Here is a 17,569-nt window from a genome sequence, read left to right on the forward strand (position 1 = left end):
TCCAGCATGTCCATCACCGAAGCCTTCGCCAGCCGCAACAGCTACGGCGTGACCTACGTCAGCCTGGACGACACCGGCCTGCACTTCGAGTCCGAAGCGGCCGTGCACATGGCCGACGGCAGCCTGCTGACCCTGCGCATGCCCACCCGGCACAGCGAGAAGCTAGATATCCACGCCCTGCTCTGCCAGCAGTACGGCGGCAAGCTGGCCGCCTGAGCCACCTCAGGGGATGGCCAGGCGCGCCGCCAGCTCGTCGCCCAGGTGACGGGCGAGAATGCGCCGCCAGCTGCCATCACCACGCATCGCCGCGAAGGCCTGGCGCATCTCCTGGCCCAGCGCCGGAGCATCGGCCAGCACCGGACTGCCGGCGATATAGCTGAGGGTCGAGGCCACCGGCTCACCGGTCTGCATGCTATCGGCCGCATAGCCGAGCGAGCGCCACAGGTAGTGCACGCGCAGATCGATCTCATACCAGGCCAGCACCCGCCCGCCATGCAGCATGCGCGCCGCCTGCTGCGGATCGGTCACCTCCACCACCGTCTGCCCGGCCTGCCTCAGCGCCAGCGCCTCCTGGGCCCTGGGTGTGCCGCCCATGACCACCAGCGGGCCGGCGGCCAGCGCCTCGCCCAGGCTGTCGAAGCGGCGCCGCGGGCTGGCCAGCACATAGGAAGTCGGCAGCACCTCCAGCAGCCAGACGAAGCCCGGCTCGCGCTCGGCCGTGCGCCCCAGGTTGAGCACTATGCCGCGGGGATCGTCGGCTACCTCCAGCTGCACCCGCTTCCACGGCACGCTGTGGTAATGGCATTCGCGCTGCAGGCGCCGGCACAGCTCGGCCATCAGGTCGCCGAACAGGCCGCGATTGTCCGGCTTGTCGTCGGCGAAGGGCATCTGCCCCTGGCCGACGTAGACGTTCAGGGCGTCCGCGCCGAAGGCCGGGCCGTGTGCCAGCAGCAGGCCCGCCAGCAGTAACGCTGCGATTTCCCTTCGTCTGCTCACGCTCCGCCCTGCTCCCCCGATGGCCTGTAGGCCAAGACTGACAGAATCCCGCGCAAAGCAAAACCGGCCACGAGGGCCGGTCTTGCGGGTTGCAGGGATGCTTCTGACTCAGAAGCCCTCGCCTTTCGCGGCCTTCTCCAGCAACAGCGCCGGCGGCAGGAAGCGCTCGCCGTACTGCTCGGCCAGGTACTGGGCGCGGGCGACGAAGTCCTTCACCCCGTACTGGTTGATGAACTGCAGCGCCCCGCCGGTCCAGGCGGCGAAGCCGATGCCGAAGATCGAGCCGATATTGGCGTCCGCGACGGACTTCAATACGCCCTCCTCCACGCAGCGCACCGTCTCGATCGCCTGGATGAACAGGATGCGGTCGCGCACGTCCTCCTGGGAGATCTGCGCATCGGCCTTCTCGAAGCGCGCCTTCAGCTCTGGCCACAGGTGCTTCTTGCCACCCTCGGGGTAGTCGTAGAAGCCACCACCGGCGGCCTTGCCCGGGCGCTTGTATTCCTTGAGCATCAGGTCGATCACGGCGAACGCCGGATGCTCGGGGATGCTCTTGCCCTCGGCGGCGAGGTCGGCCACGGTCTGCTTGCGGATATGGTCCATCAGGCTCATCGACACTTCGTCGCTGATCGCCAGCGGGCCCACCGGCATGCCGGCCTTGCGCGCCTCGGCCTCGATCATCGCCGCGCTGACGCCTTCGCCGAGCATGGCGATGCCCTCGTTGGTGAAGGTGCCGAACACCCGCGAGGTGAAGAAGCCGCGGCTGTCCTCGACCACGATCGGGGTCTTCTTGATCTGCAGCACGTAGTCGAAGCCACGCGCCAGGGTCTCGTCGCTGGTCCTGGCGCCGCGGATGATCTCCACCAGCGGCATCTTGTCGACCGGGCTGAAGAAGTGCAGGCCGATGAACTTGTCCTGCTTCTGCACCGCGGTGGCCAGGCCGGTGATCGGCAGGGTCGAGGTGTTGGAGGCGATCACCGCATCGGGCAGCGCGGCAGCCTCGGCGGCGGCATTGACCTTGGCCTTGAGACTGCGATCCTCGAACACCGCCTCGATGATCAGGTCGCAGCCGGCGAAGTCGGCGTCACTGGCGGTCGGCTTGATACGGGCGAGGAAGGCGTCGCGCTTCTCCGCCGTCATGTGGCCACGGCTGACCTTCTTGTCGAGCAGCTTGGCCGAGTAGGCCTTGCCCTTCTCCGCCGCCTCGACGGACACGTCTTTCAGCACCACCTCGATGCCCGCGGCGGCCGACACATAGGCGATGCCCGCGCCCATCATGCCGGCGCCGAGCACGCCGACCTTCTTCGTCACGTACTGCGGGAAGCCTTGCGGGCGCGAGCTGCCGGCGTTGATCTCGTTCAACTGGAACCAGAAGGTGCCGATCATGTTCTTCGCCACCTGGCCGGTGGTCAGCTCGGTGAAGTAGCGCGCCTCGATGATCTGCGCGGTGTCGAAGTCGACCTGGGCGCCCTCGACGGCGGCGCACATGATCTTCTCCGGCGCCGGGAAGCAGCCCTTGGTCTTGTCACGCAGCACGCTCGGCGCGATGGCCAGCATCTGCGCGACGTTCGGCGAGCTCGGCGTGCCGCCGGGAATCTTGTAGCCCTGCACGTCCCACGGCTGCTTGGCGCTCGGATTGGCGGCAATCCAGGCGCGCGCCTTGCTCAGCATCTCCTCCGGAGTGGCGGCGATATCGTGGATCAGACCGGCCTTGAGCGCGGCATCCGGGCGTACCTTCTTGCCTTCGGCCAGGTACGGCAGGGCCTTCTCCAGGCCCAGCAGGCGCACCATGCGCACCACGCCGCCACCGCCCGGCAGCAGGCCGAGGGTCACTTCCGGCAGGCCCAGCTGCACGCTGGAATTGTCCAGGGCGATGCGGTGGTGGCAGGCCAGGCAGATTTCCCAGCCACCGCCCAGGGCGGCGCCGTTGATCGCGGCCACCACCGGCTTGCCCAGGGTCTCCAGGCGGCGCAGCTGGCCCTTGATAGTGAGGATCATGTCGTAGAACGGCTTGGCGTCGGCCTTGGTGACCTTGATCAGCTCATTGAGGTCGCCGCCGGCGAAGAAGGTCTTCTTCGCCGAGGTGATGATCACCCCGGCGATGGCGTCCTTCTCGGCTTCCAGGCGCGCCACGGTCTGGCCCATGGCCTCGCGGTACACCGCGTTCATGGTGTTGGCGCTCTGGCCGGGCATGTCGATGGTCAGGACGACGATATTGTCCTGGCCCTTTTCGTAACGGATGGCGTCAGTCATTTTTCTTATCTCCGCCTCAAACTCTTTCAATAATCGTCGCGATACCCATGCCGCCACCGACACACAGCGTGGCCAGGCCGTAGCGCAACTCGCGCTTCTCCAGCTCGTCGAGCAGGGTGCCGAGAATGGCGCAGCCGGTGGCGCCCAGCGGGTGGCCCATGGCGATGGAGCCGCCGTTGACGTTGACCTTGCTCTCCGGCACGCCCATGTCCTTCATGAACTTCATCACCACCGAGGCGAACGCCTCGTTGACCTCGAACAGGTCGATGTCCTCCACCGACAGCCCGGCCTTGGCCAGCGCCTTGCGCGTGGCCGGCGCCGGGCCGGTGAGCATGATCGTCGGGTCGGTGCTGGTCACCGCGGTGGCGACGATGCGCGCACGCGGCTTGAGGCCCAGCTCCTTGCCCTTGGCTTCGGAGCCGATCAGCATCAGCGCCGCGCCGTCGACGATGCCGGAGCTGTTGCCCGGCGTGTGCACGTGCTCGATGCGCTCGACGTGCGAGTACTTGCGCAGGGCGGTGGCGTCGAAGCCCATCTGCCCCATCATCTCGAAGCTCGGCTTGAGCTTGCCCAGGCCCTCCAGGGTGGAATCGCCGCGGATGAATTCGTCGTGATCAAGCAGGACGATACCGTTCTGGTCGGTGACCGGGATCAGCGACTTGGCGAACGAGCCATCCTTGCTGGCGCGCGCTGCCTTCTGCTGCGAGCGCAGGGCAAAGCTGTCGACGTCGCTGCGGCTGAAGCCTTCGAGGGTGGCGATCAGGTCCGCGCCCACGCCCTGCGGCACGAAGTTGGTGTGCAGGTTGGTCGCCGGGTCCATGGCCCAGGCGCCGCCGTCCGAGCCCATGGGGATGCGCGACATGGACTCGACGCCGCCGACCACCACCAGGTCCTCGAAGCCCGAGCGCACCTTCATCGCGCCCATGTTCACCGCCTCCAGGCCCGAGGCGCAGAAGCGGTTGAGCTGCACGCCGGCCACGCACTCGGCCCAGTCGGCGGCCAGCACGGCGGTCTTGGCGATGTCGGCACCCTGGTCGCCCACCGGGGTCACGCAGCCCAGCACCACATCGTCGACCTGGGCGGTGTCCAGGCGGTTGCGCTGCTCCAGGGCCTTGAGCAGGCCGACCACCAGGTCCACCGGCTTGACGCTGTACAGCGCGCCGTCCTTCTTGCCCTTGCCGCGCGGGGTGCGCACGGCGTCGAAAATATAAGCTTCGGTCATGACGTCCTCGGTACATGGCAACGGCGGATGCCGGATGGCCTAACCTTAATCCCGTGCCCAGTGGACTCAATGACCGATGCGCTCAGGCCCATTGACCGTTGGGCTCAGACGAGCGGTCGTCCAGCCACTGCGCATCCCGCGCCAGGCCGCGAGCTGTCTGGCTCAGGGGCCGCGCCTCGGGGAAAGGCCCCAGGCAATAACTACGTGATTCTGCCGATGCCGCGCTAGAAACGAAGTTGTCTAAGCTGAGTGTGACGAGGCCCCTAGGATTAACCGTGCAAGGTGCCGCCGCCGGGTTCTGCCGGGGCGGTTTTTTTGTCCGCGCCACGGTGCCAGGCCCCGTCCTGCGAAGCTCTGCAGGCCACTGGCCAAAACACCAACAAGAACAAAGGCAGTAGCATCATGTTCAAACAAGCCAAGTACCGGCAGGCGACCCTGATCGTCCTTGCCACCGCCGTCATCCTGATCCTGCCCAACGTGACTCGTCTGGTCGGCTGATCATTCTTCTCCGCCGTGGCCCGATGCCGTAGCGCTCGGGCCACGGAACAACCCCCGCAGAGACTGTGCTAGCGTGAGCCTTGAACGCCTCACGAGGTCTTTGCCATGCGCCATTTCCTGCTCTGCCTCGGCCTTGCGCTGAGCCCGCTGGCCGCCCAGGCCGGCGACATCGACTCCACCGCCGCCCTGCACGCCCTGGCCCAGCCCGGCGCCGTGCTGATTGACGTGCGCACCGCGGACGAATTCGCAAGCGGCGCCCTGCCCGGCGCCACCCTGATTCCCCACGGCGACATCGCCGCGCGCATCGCCGAAGTGGCGCCGGACAAGAACACCCCGGTGGTCCTCTACTGCCGCAGCGGCCGCCGTTCCAGCATCGCCCAAGACGAGCTGCAGGCGCTGGGCTACACCCAGGTGATCAACGCCGGCGGCTACGACCAGTTCAAGCTGGCCCGCGACAACCAGAGCGAGGGCCCCGCATGCACCAACTGTTGAGCCGCCTGCTGCTGGGCGCCGCCCTGCTCGCTCCCTTTGCCCACGCCGCCGAACTCAAGCTGGAACTGCCGCAGGGCAGCCGCAGCTGGAGCACCGAACAACTGCTGAGCCACCCGCAGGCGCAGCAGATCGAGATCGCCGCCGACGTGGCCTACAAGCGCGCCATGCAGTACCGCGCCGTGCCGCTGGTCGCCCTGCTCGACGGCGTGCAGCCCGGCGACCACCTGCAGGCCGTGGCCCTGGATGGCTTCGCCGCCGAACTGCCCGCCGCCCCACTGCTCAGCACCAAGGGCGCCCGCGCCTGGCTGGCGGTGGAAGACCCGGCCCAGCCCTGGCCGGCGCTGTCCAAGAACAAGCCCAGCGCCGGCCCCTTCTACCTGGTGTGGCAGAACCCCGAGGCGGCGCAGATCGGCCCGGAGCAGTGGCCGTTCCAGGTTTCCACTTTCCGCCTGCTGGCGCCGGTGGCGCAGCGCTTCCCGGCGCTGCTGCCGGCGGCGGATGCCAGTGCCGAGGTGCAGGCCGGGTTTGCGGTGTTCCAGAAGAACTGTCTGGCCTGTCACCGCCTGAATGGCGCTGGGGATTCGCAGTTCGGGCCCGATCTGAATATTCCGCATAACCCGACGGAGTATTTCGCGGGGGATTTTTTGCGGCAGTACATTCGGGACCCGCAGAGCCTGCGGAGGTGGCCGCAGGGGCGGATGCCGGGGTTTAGTGAGGCGGTTTTGAGTGATAGGGAGTTGGGGGAGTTGATTGGGTATTTGGGGCATATGGCGGGGCGGAAAGGCCACCACAAGTAGCATTACCGCTGAGCATGAAAAGACAGCCTTCTCTGCTACAGCTAAGTCTTTTACAAGCCAAAAGGTCTTGCCCTTAGGACACCAGAAAAGGGATTTGAAATGCCAACCGTGTTGAACAAGCTGACTATTGCCACCTTGCTACTTGTAGCCGCGATACTTGCGGCCATCGCCTTAGTAGCTGCGTCGTTAGCTCTGCTGGCCTATCTCGATACGACAGTACCGAATGCAGCATTTTTCAGGCTATGCCCCAGCAACTCACAAAGCGATTGCGTAGCTTTTACTTGGGCGCACCTGACAACCCTGTTCTGCTCCAGCTTATTTTCTGCGGGTCTCCTGGCTGCCTGGGGAGTCAGAAGATGGAAGAGAAACCTGAAAACTGACAATTGTAGGGCTGCAAATGAATAGCGCGCTGGAGCTAGGAAGCTTCATCAACTTTTTTGAGGTAGAACCCACCAGAACTCATGAAGCAGGCTGGTTCTATGGAGCGCATTTCGAGGCCCAAATAGGTGCTGACACCGTGCTCGCCACAGTGGCGCCAGATGAAGCAGAGTTCTTTATCGAGTGGCGCCAAGGCGAGCGAGTCCTACTCAAACTCAAGCTCGTCATGGTCACCGAGTGGATCTTTCAAACCCGCAATGGCAGAGAACAACTGTTCCTTAAAACAGCAACGGACCGCGAAGGCATTTGTGTCATCACCCTCAGACCGGAAGTGGCTGTAAATCTGGAACTGCAGTGGTGAGTAAGGGGACAGTTATGCGCTACGTCTCAGGGGAACATGTGGAACTGGGGGACTGCGTCATGCTGGAGCGTGGCCGTACAAAGGGGGTTGTACAGGCCATCATTGAAACCCCGGAGCAGATGGCCGAATGGGGAGTAGAGGAGCCCGGACTCTTACTAGATTCTGAGCCGTTCGGGCTGGTGTTCTGGCCCGAATCAGAGCCCTACGATCCGGTAATCTTCGTTTCACGGCAAACAGCCTAAATTTTCGCCCTTTCGCAGCAGTACGAAGCACTCGGCTCAACTGACCTTAGCTTTTCGCCCTTACGGCGAGTCACTTTCTCTTGTTTGCCCAAGAGAAAGTAACCAAAGAGAAGGGCACCCCGACATCCGGGTTTGGCGGCTGCGCCACCAAACTTCCCTCCTTCCGGTGCCGCTCCGGGGGCCGGCGTACAAGGGGCGTCCATGCCCCTTTACGCCTCTCGCCGCATCCATGCGGCTCGTCCCCCTACGCAACACCTCCACTCGGCCTCCTGACGGGGACTCGGGCTCCGAGGTGCCTGGTGGTTTTTCTCGGCGCTGCGCGCAGTGATCGTTCCCACGCTTTGCGTGGGAATGTTGCTGTTGGCGATCTGCGCCAGTTGTGGAATTTGGTTGCTGATGGCTTTAAACGGGGCGTTGCGGAATGGGTTCTCACGTAGAGCCTGGGAACCAGGCACAGAACTTTCAGGCAACTCCAAACGCCCCCTTCAGGAGGCCGAACGGAATCATTGCGGAAGGGGTTGAGCGGCATGGATGCCGCGAGAGACGCGATGGGCCAAGGATGGCCCTTCGCGGCGTGCCCCTGGAGCGATGATGGAGTGAGGGAACCCCGCCGCAGGCGGGGCCGGATGTCGGGGGCAAGCGTTTTTGGTTACTTTTTCCGCGACTGGAAAAAGTGACCCGCCCAGCAGGGCGGAACTGATGTTTCAACCAACACGCAAACGAGCAGCGGCACAGTTCCTATCGCGGCCAAGGCTGCTCCCACAAAGGCAAAAGCTCCCTCTCCCCCTACGCAGGCCGCCGCAAACAGACGAGGGGAGAAAAAGCGCGCCCTGCGCGCCACGCCTCACTGCTGTTGTTGCGTCTGCATCAACGCCGCCACATTCACCCGCGCATGCATCTGCTCCCCACCACCACCCCGACGCATCCCCCGTACCGGGCAGGCATCCAGATAATCCAGCCCCACCGCCAGCTTCAGATGCCGCTCCGGCCGCGCCAGCTCGTTGGTCACATCGAAGCTGTACCACGCTTCGCCCAGCCAGGCCTCGGCCCAGGCGTGGCTGGCCAGGTGGCCGCTGTCCTCGGTGTACAGATAGCCCGATACATAGCGCGACGGCACGCCCAGGCTGCGCGCACAGGCCAGGAAGGCATGGGTATGGTCCTGGCATACCCCGGCGCGGCCGGCGAAGGCCTCGGCGGCGGTGCTGTCCACCCGGGTGGCGCCCGGCGTATAGGGCATCTGCGCGTGCAGGCCGTGCATCAGGCCGATCAGGCCGTCGCGGTCGTTGCGCCCGGCGCTGCTGGTGCGGGCGAACTCGCGCAGGGCGTCGTCGGCCTGGGTCAGGCGGGTGCTGCGCAGGTACGGCAGCGGTGAGCGGGTGTCGCGCTCGGACTCGCAGTGCGGGTCTATGTCCACCTGGCCGCGCGCGCCGATCACCAGCGCCTCGTGCGGCTCGTCCAGGGTCAGTACATGCAGGATGTTGCCGTAGGGGTCGCGCTGCGCGCGCACCGGGCGCGGCAGGTCGAGCTGCCAGCTGATCACCCGCTGGCGCGCGCTCTCCTGCGGGGTCAGGCGCAGGTACTGGATGCTCGCGCGCACCTGGTCGTCGTAGTGGTAGGTGGTGTCGTGGCGGATCGAGAGTCTCATACGACCTCCAGATAGGACGTGTGGATGGCGCTGCCCAACTGCCTAACGAGCAGGATGAAATCGGTGAGCCAGGTGTGCAGGCCCTCATCGAGGACCTCGTCGATGCTGGTGTAGCGCAGGCGCGCGTCCAGTTCGGCGGCCAGGCGCTGGGCCGGGCGGCCGTTTTCGCCGGGCAGGCCGGCGAGCATCAGGTTGAGCTCCTCCATGCAGGCGCGCAGCGAGCGCGGCACTTCGGGGCGCAGCAGCAGCAATTCGGCGATCTTGCGGGTGCGCGGCGAGCCGCGGTAGATCTCGGTGAAGGACTCGAACGAGGACAGCGCACGCAGCAGCGCACTCCACTCGTAGTAGCCACGCGCCGAGGTGTCGCTGACTTCGTCGGCGGCCTCGCCGAGCATTTCGTAGCGCGCATCGAGCAGGCGCAGGGTGTTGTCGGCGCGCTCGATGAAGGTGCCCAGGCGGATGAAGCGATAGGCCTCGCCACGCATGATGGTGCCGAAGGTGGCGCCACGGAACAGGTGCGAGCGCTCCTTGACCCACTCGCAGAAGCGGCTGATGCCATAGCGGCCTAGGCCCTCGGCGGCGATGCCGCGCATCTCCAGCCAGGTGGCGTTGATGTTCTCCCACATGTCGGCGGTGATCCGTCCGCGCACGGCGTGGGCGTTGGCGCGCGCGGCCTGCAGGCAGCAATAGAGGCTCGCCGGGTTCTCCGCATCCAGGGCGAAGAAGTGCAGCATACGCTCGGCGTGCAGCTGGCCGTGGCGGGTCAGATAGTCGTCCAGGGTGCCGGTGATCAGCAGCGGCAGCGCCAGTTCGTCGAGGCCGTCGCCACAGCCGTCGTGCGGCATCAGCGACAGCGAGTAGCTGACGTCGAGCATGCGCGCGAGGTTCTCGGCGCGCTCTAGGTAGCGCGACATCCAGTACAGGTCGGAGGCAGTTCTCGAAAGCATGATCAGTCCTCCACCACCCAGGTGTCCTTGGTGCCGCCGCCCTGCGACGAGTTGACCACCAGCGAGCCCTCGCGCAGCGCCACACGGGTCAGGCCGCCGGGCACCAGGCGGGTTTCGCGGCCGGACAGGACGAACGGACGCAGGTCGATGTGGCGCGGCGCCACGCCGCTCTCGACGAAGGTCGGGCAGGTCGACAGGCACAGCGTGGGCTGGGCGATGTAGGCCGCCGGGTTGGCCTTGAGGCGCTCGCGGAACAGCTCGATCTCGGCCTTGGTGGCGGCCGGGCCGACCAGCATGCCGTAGCCGCCGGAGCCCTGGGTTTCCTTGACCACCAGCTCGGGCAGGTGGGCCAACACATGGGACAGTTCCGCGGGCTTGCGGCACTGCCAGGTGGGCACGTTCTTGAGGATCGGCTCCTCGTCCAGGTAGAAGCGGATCATGTCGCCGACGTAGGGGTAGATCGACTTGTCGTCCGCCACCCCGGTGCCCACCGCGTTGGCCAGCACCACGTTGCCACTGCGGTAGGCGGCGAGCAGGCCGGGCACGCCGAGCATGGAGTCGGGGTTGAAGGCCAGCGGGTCGAGGAAGGCGTCGTCCAGGCGGCGGTAGATCACGTCTACCGGTTGCGGGCCGGCGGTGGTGCGCATGAACACCCGGTCGTCGCGCACGAACAGGTCGGCGCCTTCCACCAGCTCCACGCCCATCTCGCGAGCGAGGAAGGCGTGCTCGAAATAGGCGCTGTTGAAGCGCCCCGGGGTGAGCACCACCACGGATGGGTTGTCGATCGGGCTGGAGCTCTTCAGGGTGTCCAGCAGCAGGCTCGGGTAGTGGTCGATGGGCGCCACGCGCTGCTGGGCGAACAGCTCGGGGAACAGGCGCATCATCATCTTGCGGTCTTCCAGCATGTAGCTGACGCCGCTGGGCGTGCGCAGGTTGTCCTCCAGCACGTAGAAGCTGCCGTCGCCGTCGCGCACCAGGTCGACGCCGGCGATATGCGCATAGATGTCGCGGTGCAGGTCGAGGCCCTGCATGGCCAGCTGGTAGCCCTCGTTGGCCAGCACCTGCTCGGCCGGAATGATGCCGGCCTTGAGGATGCGCTGGTCATGGTAGAGGTCGGCGAGGAACAGGTTGAGCGCCTGCACGCGCTGGATGCAGCCGGCCTCGACGATGCGCCATTCGCTGGCGGGGATGCTGCGCGGGATGGTGTCGAAGGGGATCAGGCGCTCGGTGCCCTGTTCGTCGCCGTAGAGGGTGAAGGTGATGCCGGCGCGGTGGAACAGCAGGTCGGCTTCGCGGCGGCGCTGGGCCTGCACTTCGGCGGGCGTGTCGGCCAGCCAGCGGGCAAACTCCCGGTAGTGCGGGCGGACTGCGCCGCTCGCGTCGTACATCTCGTCATAAAAGGTGCGGGCCATGCCGTACTCCTTGTCACCCGGACAGGAGTGCCATCGCAAGGCCCGTGCCACGAAATTTATCGTTCTATTTCAATAACCTGTATGACAACCCCGAGATCCTCGCACCAATTCAGGGCAATATCGGGCGCCGCGCCGGCGGCCGCGCCCCAGGCCGTGGCAGCCTCTCTATGGGGTGCATAGGCAGCTTCGATTTCCCCTGCCGGCGGCGGCTGGGCAGACTGCACGGCATCGAACGGCGGCTGCATCAGGCCCGCCGCTTCGCAGATCGGCGCTCCCCTTCTGCCGATCGCTCCTGCTGGCCGCTCCTGCTCGAGCGGCCTTTTTTATGGCTGACTGAAAGTGCTAGCCCGGATGCAATCCGGGAAGCAGGCAGCGCCCTCCCCGGATTGCACCCGGGCTACGCCGCAGAATCCGTGTAGGAAAAATGCGCCACGCCGGGACAGATCAGACAGCCCGGGCCACCGCCGGCTCGCCGAAGGCCAGGTGCAGCCAGTGCTGGTAGAAGCCCTCGGCCACCCGGTTGAGGGCGCTGACCCGGTTCGGCAGGTCGGCCAGCATCTGGCGCAGGCCCTGCTGGCTGGCCTGGGTCTCGTCGAGCAGGTGCGACCAGTCGCGCAGCCAGTTCTCCACCACCTCCACCGTCACTTCGGGATGGCCCTGCAGGGCCAGCACCTTGTCGCCCCAGGCGAAGCCCTGGTTCGGGCACCAGGGGCTGGACAGCAGCCACTCGGCGCCAGGCGGCAGCTCGAAGGTGTCGCTGTGCCACTGGTACACGGGAAATTCGCGCGGCAGGTGCGCCAGCCAGGGGTTGCCGTTGTCGCGCCGCACCAGCGGCTGCCAGCCCACTTCGGTGTAGGGCATGCGGTGCACGGCCGCGCCGAGGGCCTTGGCAATCAGCTGGCCGCCCAGGCAATGGCCGATCAGGGGAATGTCGCGCCGGATGAAGTGGCGCAATGCGTCAATTTCCGCCCTGATCCAGGGCAGGTCGTCGTTCACGCTCATGGGGCCGCCCATCACCGCCACAGCACGGGGACGGTCGAGGTCGACGCGCGCCAGCTCGCCGAGGTCGGCGCGCAGCACGGTGAAATCGAGTTGCTGGGCCTGCAGGACGCTGGCCAGGTGACCCGGGGGACAATAATCGACGTGGGTCAGAATCAGGATGTCGGTCATGACTGCTCTCCGCTGTCCGCTTGCCAACGCAAGGCCCGTGCCGAAACACGGCCCCGCACCGGTCTGACGGACTTTTTATTTGCGAGCAGGCTAACCGAGGCCGGCATCGCCGGCTAGTGGCCCGCACGGCGAATGCGTGCGGGCCGCGCCGGGTCAGGGAATGCACACCCCCTGCTTGTCGCTCTGCGCCAGGTCCATCAGCTCGCGGTTGGCCACGGCGTACATGGCGTAGTCGGTGCCGGTGGCCGCGCGCAGTTCGGCGAGCATGGCCAGCCAGCGCTGCACCAGCGGCTTGTGCTGTTCCAGCCAGAAGGCCACGCGCTGCTCGATGTCCTTGGGCCCCTCGGCCATCTGCAGCACGGCGATGGTGATGGCGCGCTGCTGCCAGTCCAGGTCGTCGCGGAACGCCTCGCGGGCCAGGGCCTGCCAGTTGTTCTCCACCGGCAGGCCGGTGACCTGCTGCAGGTACCAGGACAGCTCCAGCGCGCCACCCACGGCGAAGTAGGCGGTGGCCACGTCCGCCGCCGGCTGGCCGGTGACGTCGGCAGCCTCGATGATCGGCAGCAGGGTGTACAGGTGGCTGGTGCCGGCGACCACGCGGGCCAGCTCCTCCGGCGCGCCGGCCTCGACGAAGCTCTGGTAGCGCGCCAGCCACTGCTCGCGGGCCGGACCTTCGAGCAGCTCGTCCAGGCGTCCGGCCAGCTCGGCCACGCGCGGGGCGAAGTGGCCGACGTCGCGGGCGGCGTCCAGATCCTCGCGGCGGCTGCGCAGGAACCAGCGGGTGGCGCGGCGGCCCAGGCGCATCAGCTCGTCCATCAGCTGCAGCTGCAGCTCGGCCGGCACCTTGTAGTCCAGCGCCTCGATCTGCTGCCACCAGTGCGGCAGGCGGAACACGTCGCGCACGATGACATAGGCGCCGGCGACGTTGGCCGCGCTCATGCCGGTGGACTCCTTCAGGCGCTGCACGAAGGTGATGCCCATGTGGTTGACCAGGTCGTTGGCGATCTGGGTGCTGACGATCTCGCGCTTGAGGCGGTGACGGCGCATGGCCTCGCCGAACTTCTGCGTCAGGCGCGCCGGGAAGGCGGTCTGCATCTCGCGGGCCAGGTAGTCGTCGTCCGGCACCAGGGATTTCAGCAGCGCTTCCTTGAGGTCGATCTTGCTGTAGGAGATCAGCACCGACAGCTCCGGCCGGGTCAGGCCGCGGCCGTTGGCGGCGCGCTCGTTGAGTTCGTCGTCGCTGGGCAGGAACTCCAGGGCACGGTCCAGCTTGCCGGCCGCCTCCAGCGCCGCCATCAGGCGCTTGTACTCCGGCAGGCGCTCGCGGGCGCGGCGCTCGGCCAGGGACAGGGCCTGGGTCTGCTTGTAGTTGTTGCCCAGCACCAGGTTGCCGACGTCGTCGGTCATCTCGGCCAGCAGCTTGTTGCGCTGCTTGCCGGTCATGTCGCCGGCGCCGACGATCTCGCCCAGGAGGATCTTGATGTTGACCTCATGGTCGGAGCAGTCCACGCCGCCGGCGTTATCGATGAAGTCGGTGTTGCTGGCGCCGCCATTGAGGCCGAACTCGACGCGGCCGAGCTGGGTCATGCCGAGGTTGCCGCCCTCGCCCACCACCTTGGCACGCAGTTCGTTGCCGTTGACGCGCAGGCCGTCGTTGGCCTTGTCGCCGACGTCGGCATGGCTCTCCTTGCTCGACTTGACGTAGGTGCCGATGCCGCCGTTCCACAGCAGGTCGACCGGCGCCTTGAGCAGCGCGTTGATCAACTCGGTGGGCGCCAGCTTGTCGGCCTGGATGTCGAAGCGCGCCTTCATCTGCGGGGTGATGGCGATGCTCTTGGCGCTGCGCAGGAAGATGCCGCCGCCCTCGGAGATCAGCTTGGCGTCGTAGTCGGCCCAGGACGAGCGCGGCAGGTCGAACATGCGCTTGCGCTCGACGAAGCTCTTGGCCGGGTCCGGATTGGGGTCGATGAAGATGTGCATGTGGTTGAACGCGGCGACCATCTGCAGCTTGTCCGACAGCAGCAGGCCGTTGCCGAACACGTCGCCGGCCATGTCGCCGATGCCGATGACGGTGATGCTGTCCTTCTGCACGTCGATGCCGCGCTCGCGGAAGTGGCGCTGCACGCTGACCCAGCCGCCCTTGGCGGTGATGCCCATGCCCTTGTGGTCGTAGCCGGCCGAGCCGCCGGAGGCGAAGGCGTCACCCAGCCAGAAGCCGTAGTCCAGGGCGATGCCGTTGGCGATGTCGGAGAAGGTCGCGGTGCCCTTGTCCGCCGCCACCACCAGGTAGGGGTCGTCCGGATCGTGGCGCACCACGCCTTCCGGCGGCACCACCTTGCCGTCCTTGAGGTTGTCGGTGATGTCCAGCAGGCCGCTGATGAAGATGCGGTAGCAGGCGATGCCCTCGGCCAGCACCTCGTCGCGGTTGCCGCCGAGCGGCAGCTTGCGCGGCACGAAGCCGCCCTTGGCGCCCATCGGCACGATCACCGCGTTCTTCACCTGCTGCGCCTTGACCAGGCCGAGTACCTCGGTGCGGAAGTCCTCCTCGCGGTCGGACCAGCGCAGGCCGCCGCGGGCGACGTCGCCGAAGCGCAGGTGCACGCCCTCGACGCGCGGGCAGTAGACGAAGATCTCGAACTTCGGCACCGGCCGCGGGATCTCCGGGATCAGCCGCGGGCTGAGCTTGAAGCTGAAGTAGTGCTTGGGCTGGCCGTCGGCACCGTTCTGGAAGAAGTTGGTGCGCAGGGTGGCCTTGATCAGGTCCAGGTAGCGCCGCAGGATGCGGTCCTCGTTGAGCACCGCGACGTTGTCCAGGGCGGCGAGGATAGCCTGCTCGAGCTTCTGCTGCTTGTCCTCCAGGTCCTCGGCGGACAGCTTGCGCGCCAGGTAGAAACGGGTGCGGAACAGGCGCACCAGTTCCTTGGCGATATCGGCGTGGTTGACCAGGGTGGCGGCGATGTAGCCGAGGTCGAAGCCCAGGCGGATCTGCTTGAGGTAGCGCGCGTAGGCACGCAGCAGCGCCACGTCGCGCCAGGGCATGGCGGCGGTCAGCACCAGGCGGTTGAAGCCGTCGTTCTCGGCCTCGCCGCTGACGATGTGGATGAAGGCGTCCTGCAGGGTCTCGTTGAGCTGCTGGATGTCGACGTCGACGCCTTCGGCGGTGGTGAAGGCGAAGTCGTGGATCCAGAACTCGCGGCCGTCGGCGCGGCGCAGCTTGTAGGGGAACTCGCCGAGCACGCGCAGGCCGAGGTTCTCCAGGATCGGCAGGACGTCGGACAGCGGCAGCGGCGTGTCGGCGTGGTACAGCTTGCAGTGCAGCTCCTGCTCGCCCTGGGTCAGCGGCTGGTAGAAGCTCATCACCAGCGGGCGCTCGTCGGACAGGCTGAGCAGGTGCTGCATGTCGACCACCGCCGAGTGCGGGGCGAAACGCTCGGTGTAGCCGGCCGGGAAGCCTTTCGGGAAATCGGCCAGGACGTTGGTGCCCTGGGCCTCGCCGAAGCTCTCGACGATCAGGCTGGCGTAGTCGTCCTTCCACGAACGGCAGGCCTGCACCACTTCCTTCTCCAGGCGCAGCGGGTCGATCTGCACGCGGTTCTTCGGGTCGACCTTGAGGATGAACTGCACGCGCGCCAGCACCGACTCGGAGAAGTAGGTCCAGAACTCGCAGTCGCTGGCCTGCAGGCGCTCCATCAGCACCTGCTGGATCTTCACCCGCGTCTCGGTGGAGTACACATCGCGCGGCACGTAGGCCAGGCAGTAGGCGAAGCGGCCGTAGGGGTCGCGGCGCAGGAACAGGCGCAGCTTGTTGCGCTCCTGGATCTGCACGATGGCGATGGCGGTGTTGAACAGCTCGTCCACCGGGGTCTGGAACAGGTCGTCGCGCGGCAGCACTTCCAGCACCTGCTCCAGCTCCTTGCCCAGGTGGGCCTTGGGGTCGAAGCCGGAGCGGCGGCTGATCTCGTCGACCTTGCGGCGGATGTAGGGAATGCGCTTGACGCTCTCGGCGTACACCGAGGAGGTGTACAGGCCCATGAAGCGGCATTCCTTGACCACCTTGCCCTTGGCGTCCAGCTCGCGGATCGAAACGAAGTCCGGGTAGGCCGGGCGGTGCACGCGGCTCGGCGTGGCGGCCTTGGCGAAGGACAGCAGCAGCGGCCCGCGCAGGTAGTCCACGGCCTCCTTCTCGATGTGCAGCTCGTCCTTCTTCAGGCCCACGCGCAGGCGCTTGGACAGGCCGAGCAGGGAAGACTCGTCGTACACCAGGTGGCCGCCGTCCTTCTCCTCGACCACGGTGAACTCCTCGTAGCCGAGGAAGGTGAAGTGGTTGTCCAGCAGCCAGGCGAGGAAGGTCTTGATCTCCTCCAGTTCGGCGCCGTCGACCTTGAGCTTGGCCTTGTCCAGCCAGGCCAGCAGTTGCTCGGCGCGGGCCTTCATCGGCTGGAAGTCGGCGACCGCCAGGCGCACTTCCTCGAGCACTTCGTGCAGGGCCTTCTCCAGGGTGCGCAGCTCGCCGACGTTGGCGCAGCGGTCGATCTCCAGGTACATCAGCGCCTCGTGCTGCACGTCCTTGCCGCTGCTGCCCTTGGCCAGCAGCTGCTGCAGCTCGCCGCCCTTCTTGCGCTTCACGCTGAACACGCTGTTCTGCAGGGTGTGGATGCTGTAGCCGCGACGGTTCAGCTCCATGCGCACCGAGTCGACCAGGAACGGCAGGTCGGCGTGCAGCACTTCCACCGCGGTGTGGGTGGACTGCCAGCCGTGCTTCTCGTAATCCGGGTTGTACACCCGCACCACCGGCTTGGCGGCGTCGAAACGTTCGAGCAGGCGCCAGGACGACAGGGTGCAGCCGGCCAGGTCGCCGAGGCGGCGCTGGGTGAGTTCGTCGAGGGAGACGATGCCGAAGAACTGCTCGGCGAACAGGGCCACTTGTGGCAGGACCTGCTCGCTGACGTGCTGGGCCAGCGCCGCTTGCAGTTGATGCTGGAAGTCGGTCTTGCTGGCAGCAGTGAAGAACGCCATGGTGATGCTCCGCTGGTGTTGTTATTCGTCTATGGGCGCGCGGCGCCGGGATTCCATGCAGTCTAGGCGATGGGCTGGACTCGGCAGGCGCAGGGCGACCATGAGGTCACGGCAAGCTTAGCGGCCGCCCATGGCAGCTG

At 66.5% G+C, this 17,569-nt stretch carries 12 protein-coding genes; 4 read left to right on the forward strand and 8 right to left on the reverse strand.

The genetic code is table 11. The features are described from left to right. Positions 1–6 precede the first annotated feature (6 nt). A complete protein-coding gene (gene ptrC, locus DMO17_RS10890; RefSeq protein WP_110682511.1) occupies positions 7–216 on the forward strand; it encodes a type III secretion system co-regulatory protein PtrC in 210 nt (69 codons plus the stop codon). Positions 217–222: 6 nt separating this feature from the next. Here the strand turns inward: ptrC and DMO17_RS10895 are convergent, their stop codons facing one another. From DMO17_RS10895 to DMO17_RS10905, 3 genes are all read right to left on the reverse strand, one after another. After that, positions 223–996, reverse strand: a complete 774-nt coding sequence (locus DMO17_RS10895) for a substrate-binding periplasmic protein (protein WP_110682512.1) — start codon at positions 994–996, stop codon at positions 223–225. 108 nt (positions 997–1,104) lie between these two features. Beyond that, complete coding sequence (locus DMO17_RS10900; protein ID WP_110682513.1) at positions 1,105–3,249, reverse strand: 3-hydroxyacyl-CoA dehydrogenase NAD-binding domain-containing protein; 2,145 nt, start codon at positions 3,247–3,249, stop codon at positions 1,105–1,107. 16 nt (positions 3,250–3,265) lie between these two features. Beyond that, the gene (locus DMO17_RS10905; RefSeq protein WP_110682514.1) at positions 3,266–4,471 is read right to left on the reverse strand and encodes an acetyl-CoA C-acetyltransferase; all 1,206 of its coding nucleotides are present in this window, start codon (positions 4,469–4,471) and stop codon (positions 3,266–3,268) included. Between the two features lie 603 nt (positions 4,472–5,074). Between DMO17_RS10905 and DMO17_RS10910 the strand changes: the two genes are divergently transcribed. From DMO17_RS10910 to DMO17_RS10920, 3 genes are all read left to right on the forward strand, one after another. After that, complete coding sequence (locus tag DMO17_RS10910; protein ID WP_110682515.1) at positions 5,075–5,461, forward strand: rhodanese-like domain-containing protein; 387 nt, start codon at positions 5,075–5,077, stop codon at positions 5,459–5,461. Next, positions 5,446–6,258, forward strand: a complete 813-nt coding sequence (locus tag DMO17_RS10915; RefSeq protein WP_110682516.1) for a c-type cytochrome — start codon at positions 5,446–5,448, stop codon at positions 6,256–6,258. Before DMO17_RS10910 ends, DMO17_RS10915 begins: the two co-directional genes overlap by 16 nt. Before the next feature lie 397 nt (positions 6,259–6,655). Beyond that, entirely contained in the window at positions 6,656–6,997 is a 342-nt protein-coding gene (locus DMO17_RS10920) for a hypothetical protein (RefSeq protein ID WP_110682517.1), read from the forward strand. A gap of 1,086 nt (positions 6,998–8,083) precedes the next feature. Here the strand turns inward: DMO17_RS10920 and DMO17_RS10940 are convergent. The 5 genes from DMO17_RS10940 to DMO17_RS10960 form a co-directional block, all read right to left on the reverse strand. Then, positions 8,084–8,884, reverse strand: a complete 801-nt coding sequence (locus DMO17_RS10940) for a transglutaminase family protein (RefSeq protein WP_110682520.1) — start codon at positions 8,882–8,884, stop codon at positions 8,084–8,086. Next, positions 8,881–9,831, reverse strand: a complete 951-nt coding sequence (locus DMO17_RS10945; RefSeq protein WP_076578057.1) for an alpha-E domain-containing protein — start codon at positions 9,829–9,831, stop codon at positions 8,881–8,883. Before DMO17_RS10945 ends, DMO17_RS10940 begins: the two co-directional genes overlap by 4 nt. 2 nt (positions 9,832–9,833) lie before the next feature. Further along, positions 9,834–11,243, reverse strand: coding sequence for a circularly permuted type 2 ATP-grasp protein (locus DMO17_RS10950; protein ID WP_110682521.1), 1,410 nt, complete (start codon positions 11,241–11,243; stop codon positions 9,834–9,836). Positions 11,244–11,687: 444 nt separating this feature from the next. Then, on the reverse strand, positions 11,688–12,413 hold the full coding sequence (locus tag DMO17_RS10955; protein ID WP_110682522.1) for a type 1 glutamine amidotransferase: 726 nt from the start codon (positions 12,411–12,413) through the stop codon (positions 11,688–11,690). Between the two features lie 153 nt (positions 12,414–12,566). Beyond that, positions 12,567–17,429 carry an NAD-glutamate dehydrogenase gene (locus DMO17_RS10960; protein WP_110682523.1) on the reverse strand — a complete coding sequence of 1,621 codons (4,863 nt, stop codon included), beginning with the start codon at positions 17,427–17,429 and terminating at the stop codon, positions 12,567–12,569. Positions 17,430–17,569 lie beyond the last annotated feature (140 nt).

The sequence above is a fragment of the Aquipseudomonas alcaligenes genome (assembly GCF_003205495.1).
Taxonomy (GTDB): domain Bacteria; phylum Pseudomonadota; class Gammaproteobacteria; order Pseudomonadales; family Pseudomonadaceae; genus Aquipseudomonas; species Aquipseudomonas alcaligenes_B.

Bases quoted from the DNA above. Each gene is read 5' to 3' on its own strand.
- DMO17_RS10960 (WP_110682523.1), bottom strand. From the start codon at position 17,429: ATGGCGTTCTTCACTGCTGCCAGCAAGACCGACTTCCAGCATCAACTG.
- DMO17_RS10950 (WP_110682521.1), bottom strand. From the start codon at position 11,243: ATGGCCCGCACCTTTTATGACGAGATGTACGACGCGAGCGGCGCAGTC.
- DMO17_RS10945 (WP_076578057.1), bottom strand. From the start codon at position 9,831: ATGCTTTCGAGAACTGCCTCCGACCTGTACTGGATGTCGCGCTACCTA.
- DMO17_RS10915 (WP_110682516.1), top strand. From the start codon at position 5,446: ATGCACCAACTGTTGAGCCGCCTGCTGCTGGGCGCCGCCCTGCTCGCT.
- DMO17_RS10910 (WP_110682515.1), top strand. From the start codon at position 5,075: ATGCGCCATTTCCTGCTCTGCCTCGGCCTTGCGCTGAGCCCGCTGGCC.
- DMO17_RS10900 (WP_110682513.1), bottom strand. From the start codon at position 3,249: ATGACTGACGCCATCCGTTACGAAAAGGGCCAGGACAATATCGTCGTC.
- ptrC (WP_110682511.1), top strand. From the start codon at position 7: ATGTCCATCACCGAAGCCTTCGCCAGCCGCAACAGCTACGGCGTGACC.
- DMO17_RS10955 (WP_110682522.1), bottom strand. From the start codon at position 12,413: ATGACCGACATCCTGATTCTGACCCACGTCGATTATTGTCCCCCGGGT.
- DMO17_RS10940 (WP_110682520.1), bottom strand. From the start codon at position 8,884: ATGAGACTCTCGATCCGCCACGACACCACCTACCACTACGACGACCAG.
- DMO17_RS10920 (WP_110682517.1), top strand. From the start codon at position 6,656: ATGAATAGCGCGCTGGAGCTAGGAAGCTTCATCAACTTTTTTGAGGTA.
- DMO17_RS10905 (WP_110682514.1), bottom strand. From the start codon at position 4,471: ATGACCGAAGCTTATATTTTCGACGCCGTGCGCACCCCGCGCGGCAAG.